The organism is Pseudoruminococcus sp. (genome assembly GCF_047012705.1).
Classification (GTDB): domain Bacteria; phylum Bacillota; class Clostridia; order Oscillospirales; family Acutalibacteraceae; genus Pseudoruminococcus.
In genome coordinates this window covers 290,553-299,937 of record NZ_JBKXNW010000001.1, presented here as the reverse complement: position 1 = coordinate 299,937, position 9,385 = coordinate 290,553, and the positions used below count along the sequence as shown (strand labels likewise).

Here is a 9,385-nt window from a genome sequence, read left to right as displayed (position 1 = left end):
GTACAATCACAACAACCAGTTCAACAAACTAATCCATATGCACAGCAATCAACTTCTGGTGTAGTAGGTGCTTATGAAACATCTTCTGCTGATAATAGTTTTTCACAGTCGCTAAATCCTTATGCTTCTAATGATATAACGGCGAGTGAAAGTCTTGTTTCTACCAAAAAACGCTCTAAAAAACAGTTTATTATTGCGGGCGTATCTGTTGTTGGCGTTGCGGCTATTGCAGTTGCGGGCGTAATGGTATTTAATATGTTGAAGCCATCGGGCGGTCCTATCACAAAGATAGCCGACAGTGCAAAACAGCTTGCAAAGGCTAATAGTGCAACAATTTCTGCGAGTGTAGAGGCAAACGGAGAAAAAACAAAGTGCGATATAAGCTATGAGATTGATGCAAGCAAGAAAGAAATCGTTCTTGTTATGAATGGTTCAAACTCAGGTGATACATTTAAGGGTGTTGTCTACTGCAAAGATGGTGTACGCAAATCAGCAATTACAGCAAACGGCAATACAACGTATACAGAGATTGATGAGGAAACACTTAATAATTTCTTTGACAGCATTAATAAAACAAATGCAGAGCAAGAGCTTGATTGGAACTCCTTGCTTGAAGATGCTGATCTTAAAGATTACATAGATACAACAAAAATAGACGCAGTTTCCAACTCGCTCAAGAATACATTTGAGAATGGTAATGGAAAAGAGGCTCTTGGTATAACAGAAAGTGCTGTTGATAATGGTACAAAGTATAGCTTTGATGTAGACGCGTATAAGACACTGTCAGTTATTGCTGATGAGGTTGAACCACTTTTCAAGGATAAGAGTCAGTATAATGAATTTAAAAATAATCTTTCAGATTCTGAAAGTTATCTGAATAGCTTGAAGCTGAAATTTGATATTACGGTTGATAATGCAGGCTATTTTAGTGGATTAAATATGAATAGCTTTGGTGTTAAATTTGATTTTGCAATCACAAATATTGGAAATACAAAGGTAGAGCTTAGCGATTCCGAGATAAATGATATTAAGAATGCAGAAGTGAGTTCTGCAAAAAGTTATCTTCCAGATGAATATTATGGATATGATGCCGGTTTAGAAGATGATGATACTATATGATTATATAGTATAAATAAGCATAAAAATGACGCAGTTTTTAAAACTGCGTCATTTTTATTTTCAGACTTATTCTTCGGAATCTTCTGTCTTTGCAGTAAGTTGACCGTCAACAACTCTATTATCAGCATCTTGAGTTATAAGAGTATCAATGTTTTCTGCATTACCTCCGACAACCGAATATGCTGCCATTGTAAAGAGAACATCTGTTATACCCATATCATTTACAAAGTTGACAAGATTACACTCAAAATACCTCATATCTATAACATAGATTTCTTCAAAGGAATTTGTGTAGAATGGAATTTCAGCATTTCCATAGCTATCTTTAACAACGAGGAGCTTTCTGCCGTTGTTTACACCAGTTTTAATCTTTACAGAGCTATCGTCTCCGCCCATAAAACGAATGTATGAATTTGCAACATCTACATCATATAGTAACGAGCCTTCGTATTGGTAATTAAAATTTTGGTCGTAGTAGTATGTTGAGTATTTTGTCTTTGGCTCGTAGTATGTAAAGCTTTCAGGGTCATTTTTTATACGCTCATCTCCATAGAATGCGTAGAGTGTTCCAACATAGCCCTCATCAGTAACCTTGTTATATTTGCTTATATCATCAAAAGAAACTCCGGCCGCCTCAGCAAAGGTTTTAGTAGCATAATATGCACCGAGTGGCTGCCAGTGGTGGTCAGTACGGCAATAAATGTTTTCCTCGGTATGCTGCTTTAGCACTGAACAAATATCAACACTTGTAATGCCTGAATCAAGTCTTTTAGCTATGCTTGAAAAACAATCCGCTTGACTTACATAGTTATCCGAAAGATTTGACGGTGTATAGAATTCGCAGGCAAGGGGTGCGGGCATAGAGTAAATCTTAACCTTACTATCAAGTTTTTCTCTAAGTTTATTAAGGCTTTCAACATAACTATCGCCGGAGCCGCCGCCAAATTGCTCCATAGCTCTCCAGTGGTCGTCTTGTTTAACGATAAGAAGACCGTCGTCAGTAATTTCTCCCTCAGCCTTTTCTTTCGTATAATCTCTTGCATTTGAAACTTCAGCTTTTGAAGATTCCTCTTTGGAAGATTCCGGTGTTTTGCTGTTTGTTTCGTTTTTTGTCGATGATGTTTGAGAAGCAGCAGAAGTTGATGATTCTGCTGTTTTATCAGAATTTGAACAACCTGCTGCCATAGTTGCCAACATTGCACAAAGTATCAGAAATACTATTTTTTTCATTTTAGAGAACCCCCGTATTATTTTTAGTTTATTCTACTACTATAAGTTCTTAATTTCAATAATAAAATTTATGTAATAAAAAATTTACATTTAGAAATACATAATTTGTATTATAATTCTTTAAGAACTATTCATATGATGTTCATATCTTATAGTTATACTATAGCTTATACTCAAAATGATGGAGCCGCAACCATCAAGAGTATATGTTCTACCCTCCTCAATGTACCCCTCATAATTTTATTGAGAAAAGTCTGATAGTATGGCTATCAGGCTTTTCCTTTTTTGTTAAAAATTTTACACTTTTAAACAATCACTTTATTTTGCCGCAAGTTTCACAAAAGTATTTGAACCGTTATTAAAATTATGATATAATAATTAAAATATACTTTTGCAAAACATAGAATGATTTTGCAATTTTAATCTAACAATAAACTAAATACAACACTTACTAATAATTTCTAAATCAATTTAATATGATAAAGGAGAACGAAATATGAAAACAGAAGATTTCAGCAAAGTAACGCCGCAGATTTTTGCACTAAGTCAATATTGTATGAGATGCGACCAGATTGACCCAAATCTTTATACAAAGCACGATGTTAAGCGTGGCTTGCGTGACCTTAACGGAAAAGGCGTTGTTGCCGGCCTTACTGAAATATCTGAAGTATGCTCATCTTGCGTAATTGATGGTCAGACTGTTCCTTGTGATGGCAAGCTTTATTATAGAGGCGTAGATGTTGAAGATATAGTAAGAGGATATATTCACGATGACAGATTCGGATTTGAAGAAGTTGTTTATCTCTTACTTTTTGGTTATTTGCCAAATAGCGATGAACTCAAAGATTTTAATAAGCTTCTCGGCTCATATAGAAGTTTGCCAACATCTTTTGTCAGAGATGTTATTCTTAAAGCACCAAGCCCTGATATGATGAATGCTCTCGCAAGAAGTGTCTTAATGCTTTATTCTTATGATGAAAATGCCGATGATATTTCAATTCCGAATGTTTTAAGACAGTGCTTACAGCTCATTGCACTTTTTCCACAGCTTTCAGTATATGGCTATCAGGCATCAAGCTATTATCATGATGGTCAGAGCCTTATTATTCATGCTCCGGACCCGAATCTTTCAACAGCAGAAAATATTCTTCATATGCTAAGACCAGACTCAAAGTATACTCATCTTGAGGCTAAGCTTCTTGATATGTCACTTGTTCTCCACGCAGAGCATGGTGGTGGTAATAACTCATCATTCACAACTCATGTTGTAACCTCATCAGGCACAGATACCTATTCAGCTATTTCGGCGGCATTGGGCTCACTGAAAGGCCCTAAGCATGGTGGCGCTAATATTAAGGTTGTCCGTATGTTTGAGGATATGAAGCGAAATATCAAGGATTATAGCAATGAAAAGGCTATCTGTGATTATCTCAGAGCTTTACTTCATAAGCAAGCTTTCGATAGAGCAGGTCTTATATATGGTATGGGACACGCTGTATATTCACTTTCAGACCCTCGTGCAAGAGTTTTCAAGAAATTTGTTGAAAAGCTTGCTTTAGAAAAGGGAAGAATGGACGAATTTCAGCTTTATTCTTCTGTTGAAAGGCTTGCACCGCTTATTATTTCTGAGGAAAGAAAAATCTATAAGGGTGTTTCTGCCAATGTTGATTTTTATAGTGGCTTTGTTTATAGTATGCTCGACCTTCCTCCTCAACTTTTTACGCCAATTTTCGCAATAGCAAGAATAGCTGGCTGGAGTGCTCATAGAATCGAGGAGCTTGTCAACCAAAGCAAAATTATTCGTCCTGCATATAAAGCTATCCACGAAAGAATAGAATATAAAGAGCTTAACGAAAGATAATTATTATTTTATTTATAAAATATACACTAAAACAATTATACTATGATGCTACTTTTATGTATATAATATCGCTATATTTTCAGCTTTTAGATTGACAGTAAGATTTAGAGAGTGTATAATTATAGTTATAATATTTATTTTTTAGGAGGAAAAATATATGCAGTTCTGTAACCAATGTGGTGCTCAGATGAATGATGGTGCGAAGTTCTGCCCTAAGTGCGGTGCAACTATTGGTCAGCCACAAGCTCCACAATATTCTCAGCCCAATAATGACCAAAGCTTTAATGCTCCTGGCTTCAATCCTGCTCCCAATAATTATCAGCAACAAACACAGGTTCCACCCCAGCAGCAAGTTTATGGACAAGTTCCACCACAACAGCAGCCGCCAGTATATGGTCAAAACACACAGATTCCACCATATCAGGCTCCTAAAACAGGTAACTTCTTTAAGGATATTTTAAATACACCTGATTATACAGCTCAGTATGACCCGGCCGATATAGCAAGCAACAAGGGCGTTACAATCGCTTGCTATTTTTGGATTCTTTTCTGGCTTCCGCTTGTAGCTAATAGCAATTCAAGATATGGTCGTTTCCATGCAAATCAAGCTCTTCTTATGTTGATTACCTCTGCAGCTTGTGGTATTGTTAGCTGGATTCTTAATTTGATTATCGGAGCTATATTCCGTACAGAAATTACTTATTTCGGTATTGGTACGGGTGTTTATACTATGAGCGGTTTTGGTTTGTTCCTCTCAGGTTTGTTTGGAATTATTCTTGCGATTCCATCGATTGCTTTTCTTATTATTGGTATCATCAATGCCGTTAATGGTAAGGCAAAGGAGCTTCCTATCGTTGGTAAGTTCAGACTTATTAAATAAATTCTCTCTCTTAATTAAAGAAAAGGCTGCTGATTATATGTCAGTAGTCTTTTTTGCTTATATTTTCACACTAAAATGCACATATTTTATTTCTTGATTAGAATTAAGATACTCGTATATGTGTTATAATAACAAAAGCTGACAGATTTTATGAGATAGGAGCATTTGTTTATGGGATATGTTTATGCGGCTCTGTGGCTTATAGTAGGAATGATACTTGTCTTTAAGATGGGAAAAGAAAACAAAGCATTTTTTGCAGTTGGAGGCTTTTTCTTTTTTTGGGGAATATGGCAAACGCTAAATGAAGTCCTTGCGATAGATATGTATTCCGGTATTTATGGTTGGATACATAAAGGCGTGGCGCTTTTAGCATTGATACTTTGCATTTTGGTTGTTTATGCTGAAAGAAAAAAATCTAATAATTCTGTAAAAAATTCTAATAATTCCAAAACGGATAATTCGGAAAAATCCGATAAAAAATAAACTAAAATGCTGTCAATAAAACCCAAAACAGCATAGTATGTATTGCGGGGTGTGGAATTCCCCTACCGCTTTTTAATAGATAAAGAGTCATATTGCCGAAAGCCACTCGGTAATATGGCTCTTATTTATGCTTAGCATTGTCAAAATACGACAATACTCGATATATAAAAACACAAGTCTTGAAATTACCAATCCACAAATATATAATAAATTCACAAAGTATGTTAAATGGAGGATATGTAAAATTGGGTGCTACAAAATTATCATCTAAAAAACAAGTAGATATGCTTCATGGAAGTCTTTTGAAGAAAATTATCTTATTTGCACTTCCTCTGGCGGCAAGCAGTATTTTACAGCAGCTATTCAATTCAGTAGATGTTGCTGTTGTCGGACATTTTGCCAATAGTCAGGCTCAGGCTGCCGTTGGCTGTAATGGTCCTGTCATAAATATGGTTATAAATCTCTTTGTTGGTATATCTATCGGAGCAAATGTAATAATATCCATATATGTTGGTCAGAAAAAGACGGAAAATATCAAAAAAGCCGTTCATACCGCAATGCTTGTCGCAATTATAAGCGGTATATTCCTTACAATACTGGGTTTATTTATATCACAACCACTATTAACTCTTATGAATACACCACAAGAGGTCTTGGACTATGCAGTGTTATATTTACAGATATATTTTCTTGGTATGCCCTTTATTATGATTTATAATTTTGGTTCAGCAATTTTAAGATGTATAGGAGATACTAAAAGACCTTTATACTGTTTGCTTGTTTCTGGTATTGTAAATAGCGGCTTGAATTTATTCCTTGTTATTGTTTTTCATCTTGATGTTGCAGGAGTTGCTATAGCAACAGTAATATCAAATATCATAAGCTCTTGTATGGTCTGGCATTTTCTTGCTAAGGAGGCCGAGCCTTTCCATTTATCGTGGAAGAAACTCAGTGTATCAAAGAATGAGCTTTTAAAAATGCTTAAAATTGGTATACCGGCGGGTATACAATCTATGGTTTTCTCTATATCAAATGTAGTTATTCAATCTGCCCTGAATGGTTTTGGCGCAGATGTTGTAGCAGGTTCTTCTGTTACGCTTAATTATGAAAGCATAACATATTTTGTTATTACCGCATTTAGCCAGACGGCAGTTACATTTACAAGCCAGAATTATGGTGCAGGCGAATATGACCGTTGCAAAAAGGTATTCCGAATAAGTATGATAGCAAGTATGATAACAACGGGTTGTATGAGCCTATCCATTGTAGCAGGACACAGCTTTTTCATATCACTTTTTACGCCTGATGCAGAAGTAATCAAGTATGCAGAGATTCGTATGTTTATAGTTTTGACAATAAACTTAATTGCAAGTACATATGAAGTTGGCGGCGCGGCACTTCGTGGAATAGGCTATTCCACGACACCGGCGGTTATAACAGTTCTCGGAACTTGTGCATTGCGTTTGATATGGGTTTATACAGTTTGTCAGCAATTCAAAAATTACGAAACACTTTTGATAATATACCCAATTTCTTGGGTTATAACAGGAATTGCAATGCTAACAACATACTTTATAATTCGCAAAAAGACATTTTCAAAAGCCAAAAACTCGATATGATTTTATATGAAATTGCATTTGTGTTCCTCATTACATATTTACTTGAAAAAAAGGAAGAATAGTATTATAATAGGGACAAACTCTTCATAAATTGAAAGGATTGATAAAAATGGCACAGGTTAATAGACAGACAGTTATCGGAGATATTCTTGATTTAGATGGAACAACAGCACCTTTCTTCCTTGAGATGGGTATGCACTGCCTTGGCTGCCCTGCATCAAGAGGCGAAACAATCGAGCAGGCTTGTGAAGTTCACGGCGTAGACGCTGACGAACTCGTAGCAAAGCTTAACGCACATCTTGCTGATAAGTAATGAACAGCGAGAAAAGAGATTTTTCGATTGATGAGCGACTTTCGCTTTGTGCTTCGTTCGTTCGCCAAGGAACACGACTTGCTGACATCGGCACAGACCACGGTTATCTTCCGATTCGTCTTTCTTTAGATGGCAAAATCGAAAGTGCTGTGGCAGCTGATGTTCGGGTTAAGCCGTTGAAAAGTGCTGAAAGCAATATTCAGAAATATGGTGTAACGAATATAAAAACCGTTCTCTCTGACGGTTTACAGAATATTTCGCCAGAGGACGCATATGATATCGTCATTGCCGGAATGGGTGGTGAGCTTATCGCAACTATAATCGAAAATACGCCGTGGATTTGCAAGGGTAACAGAAGGCTTATTCTTCAGCCTATGACTCGTGCAGATTCGCTGCGTTCTTTTCTTTATGCAAAGGGCTTTAATATAATAGTCGAAAAAGCCTGCATAAGCTCGAAAAAGGTTTATTCGGTCATTGTCAGCGAATATGACGGAATTATTCGCGAATGTTCACCGGCCTTTAAATATTTAGGCTTGTTGATTGACGAAGTCGGTTCGGAACGGGATATGTACATAGCATCAGTTGTCAGAAAACTCGAAAAGAAAATTAACGGATTAAGAGCATCTGGAAATATCGCCGAAGCAGAAATTTATGAAGCAGATTTGAAAGCTATAAATGAGGTGCTTAATGAACATAGTTGAAATTCAAAAGCGAATATATCAGAATAAGATTGATAAAGGCTTTAATGTTACTGACATAAATAAGGAATTTTGTCTTTTGTATGGTGAGATTGCAGAAGCATATGAAGCATACAGGAAAAAAGATGAAGGTCTGGGTTCTGAACTTGCTGATATAGCAATATATTTACTTGGTATATCCGAAATTTTAGGAATTGATTTAGAAAGTGAAATTGAAAGAAAAATCGAAATAAATGAAAAAAGGCAGTATAAAAATATAAATGGAGTTAATACAAGAATCGAGGATTAAGTTATGACCAAAATTGTCGATATTTATAACTACATAGATAGTTTTGCACCATTTGATACAGCTATGGATTTCGATAATGTCGGAATTCTTGTTGGTGATAAAAACGCAGAGCCAACTCGTACTATTGTCACACTTGATGTAACCGATGAGGTTGTTGCCGAGGCGAAAGAAAAATCCGCACAGCTTATTATCAGTCACCACCCTGTTATATTCAATCCGCTTAAAAGACTTCCTACAGATAGCGTTGTTTATAAACTTGCACAGAGTGGAACAGCTGTAATTTCCGCCCATACAAACCTCGATTTAAGCAGTGATGGCACTAATACCGCAATGTTCAACGCTCTTGAACTTCAGGATATGGAACAGCTTGAAATTGACGGCGGACTTGTCGGAAACCTAAAAATTCCTATGTCTGCAAATGAGTTTGCAAATTTCATTAAAACAAAATTTAATTGCGATGGCTTGCGTTTTTCTGATTGTGGAGAGAAAATTTGTCGGGTAGCACTTGTTGCAGGTGCAGGCGGAGAAGGAATTTTCTTTGCAAAGGCTAAAAATGCTCAAGCATTTGTTACAGGCGAAATCAAACATCACGAAATTTTATTTGCAAGGCAGAATGGTATTGCAATATTTGATGTCGGACACAGTAAATGTGAAGAATTGATTGTGCCAGTTTTATGCGAGAAATTAAGTAAGAAATTTCCTGAGATAGAATTTTATCAATCAGAAAAATATACAGATGGTATAAAATATATAATATAAGGCTTGATAATAGGTATTAGTTTATAGTGATCCTGAAAAGGTTTGAACGATTCTACATTTTAATAGCAACGACATTCTGCATTAAGCGAAGTTTTTAATTAAAAGCTTAGACGCGAATAGCAAGCGTTAATTTA

The 9,385-nt window shown here is 36.0% G+C and carries 10 protein-coding genes; 9 read left to right on the top strand and 1 reads right to left on the bottom strand.

All coding sequences use genetic code 11. The annotated features are described in order from the left end of the window. A partial coding sequence (locus tag ACLU24_RS01400) for a hypothetical protein (protein ID WP_412609782.1) occupies positions 1-1,119 on the top strand: 1,119 nt, incomplete at its 5' end. Between the two features lie 66 nt (positions 1,120-1,185). Here the strand turns inward: ACLU24_RS01400 and ACLU24_RS01395 are convergent. Beyond that, positions 1,186-2,349, bottom strand: a complete 1,164-nt coding sequence (locus ACLU24_RS01395; RefSeq protein WP_412609781.1) for a DHHW family protein — start codon at positions 2,347-2,349, stop codon at positions 1,186-1,188. 496 nt (positions 2,350-2,845) lie between these two features. Here ACLU24_RS01395 and ACLU24_RS01390 point away from each other — a divergent pair, with 496 nt between their 5' ends. The 8 genes from ACLU24_RS01390 to ACLU24_RS01355 all read left to right on the top strand — a co-directional run bounded on the left by ACLU24_RS01390 (position 2,846) and on the right by ACLU24_RS01355 (position 9,251). Then, positions 2,846-4,210 carry a citrate/2-methylcitrate synthase gene (locus tag ACLU24_RS01390; RefSeq protein ID WP_412609779.1) on the top strand — a complete coding sequence of 455 codons (1,365 nt, stop codon included), beginning with the start codon at positions 2,846-2,848 and terminating at the stop codon, positions 4,208-4,210. A gap of 157 nt (positions 4,211-4,367) precedes the next feature. After that, entirely contained in the window at positions 4,368-5,090 is a 723-nt protein-coding gene (locus tag ACLU24_RS01385) for a zinc-ribbon domain-containing protein (protein ID WP_412609777.1), read from the top strand. A 171-nt stretch (positions 5,091-5,261) separates the two neighbouring features. Continuing rightward, complete coding sequence (locus tag ACLU24_RS01380) at positions 5,262-5,573, top strand: hypothetical protein (protein ID WP_412609775.1); 312 nt, start codon at positions 5,262-5,264, stop codon at positions 5,571-5,573. Between the two features lie 245 nt (positions 5,574-5,818). Beyond that, entirely contained in the window at positions 5,819-7,192 is a 1,374-nt protein-coding gene (locus ACLU24_RS01375; protein ID WP_412609772.1) for an MATE family efflux transporter, read from the top strand. A 109-nt stretch (positions 7,193-7,301) separates the two neighbouring features. Beyond that, on the top strand, positions 7,302-7,505 hold the full coding sequence (locus ACLU24_RS01370; RefSeq protein WP_412609770.1) for a DUF1858 domain-containing protein: 204 nt from the start codon (positions 7,302-7,304) through the stop codon (positions 7,503-7,505). Then, the gene (locus ACLU24_RS01365) at positions 7,505-8,206 is read left to right on the top strand and encodes a class I SAM-dependent methyltransferase (RefSeq protein WP_412609767.1); all 702 of its coding nucleotides are present in this window, start codon (positions 7,505-7,507) and stop codon (positions 8,204-8,206) included. Before ACLU24_RS01370 ends, ACLU24_RS01365 begins: the two co-directional genes overlap by 1 nt. Further along, entirely contained in the window at positions 8,193-8,492 is a 300-nt protein-coding gene (locus ACLU24_RS01360) for a nucleoside triphosphate pyrophosphohydrolase family protein (protein ID WP_412609765.1), read from the top strand. Before ACLU24_RS01365 ends, ACLU24_RS01360 begins: the two co-directional genes overlap by 14 nt. A 3-nt stretch (positions 8,493-8,495) precedes the next feature. Then, on the top strand, positions 8,496-9,251 hold the full coding sequence (locus tag ACLU24_RS01355) for a Nif3-like dinuclear metal center hexameric protein (protein WP_412609763.1): 756 nt from the start codon (positions 8,496-8,498) through the stop codon (positions 9,249-9,251). Positions 9,252-9,385 lie beyond the last annotated feature (134 nt).

Excerpts from the sequence above, each read along its gene's own strand:
- ACLU24_RS01395 (WP_412609781.1), bottom strand. The coding sequence starts at position 2,349 with ATGAAAAAAATAGTATTTCTGATACTTTGTGCAATGTTGGCAACTATG.
- ACLU24_RS01390 (WP_412609779.1), top strand. The coding sequence starts at position 2,846 with ATGAAAACAGAAGATTTCAGCAAAGTAACGCCGCAGATTTTTGCACTA.
- ACLU24_RS01380 (WP_412609775.1), top strand. The coding sequence starts at position 5,262 with ATGGGATATGTTTATGCGGCTCTGTGGCTTATAGTAGGAATGATACTT.
- ACLU24_RS01360 (WP_412609765.1), top strand. The coding sequence starts at position 8,193 with ATGAACATAGTTGAAATTCAAAAGCGAATATATCAGAATAAGATTGAT.
- ACLU24_RS01370 (WP_412609770.1), top strand. The coding sequence starts at position 7,302 with ATGGCACAGGTTAATAGACAGACAGTTATCGGAGATATTCTTGATTTA.
- ACLU24_RS01365 (WP_412609767.1), top strand. The coding sequence starts at position 7,505 with ATGAACAGCGAGAAAAGAGATTTTTCGATTGATGAGCGACTTTCGCTT.
- ACLU24_RS01355 (WP_412609763.1), top strand. The coding sequence starts at position 8,496 with ATGACCAAAATTGTCGATATTTATAACTACATAGATAGTTTTGCACCA.
- ACLU24_RS01385 (WP_412609777.1), top strand. The coding sequence starts at position 4,368 with ATGCAGTTCTGTAACCAATGTGGTGCTCAGATGAATGATGGTGCGAAG.